The sequence below is a fragment of the Paenibacillus sp. LS-5 genome (genome assembly GCF_056121505.1).
Genome location: NZ_JBWAVA010000063.1, coordinates 1 through 277 on the forward strand (window position 1 = coordinate 1; position 277 = coordinate 277).

At 54.2% G+C, this 277-nt stretch carries 3 tRNA genes; all 3 read left to right on the plus strand.

From position 1 onward, the window contains the following. Positions 1-76, plus strand: a tRNA-Val gene (locus AC0MA3_RS26460). A 33-nt stretch (positions 77-109) separates the two neighbouring features. Then, positions 110-185 (plus strand) — tRNA-Thr (locus tag AC0MA3_RS26465). Positions 186-200: 15 nt separating this feature from the next. Next, positions 201-275: transfer RNA gene (locus AC0MA3_RS26470), tRNA-Asp, on the plus strand. Positions 276-277: the final 2 nt, after the last annotated feature.

The window sequence follows — 277 nt, forward strand, 5'->3', positions numbered from 1 at the left end:
GGAGGCTTAGCTCAGCTGGGAGAGCATCTGCCTTACAAGCAGAGGGTCGGGGGTTCGAACCCCTCAGCCTCCACCATTTTTATCTTTTTGGATTCAGGTTTTACACCGTGCCGGTGTAGCTCAACTGGTAGAGCAACTGACTTGTAATCAGTAGGTTGGGGGTTCAAGTCCTCTCGCCGGCACCATTTTCTATAAAATGCGGAACCGTGGTGTAGTTGGCCTAACATGCCTGCCTGTCACGCAGGAGATCGCGGGTTCGAATCCCGTCGGTTCCGCC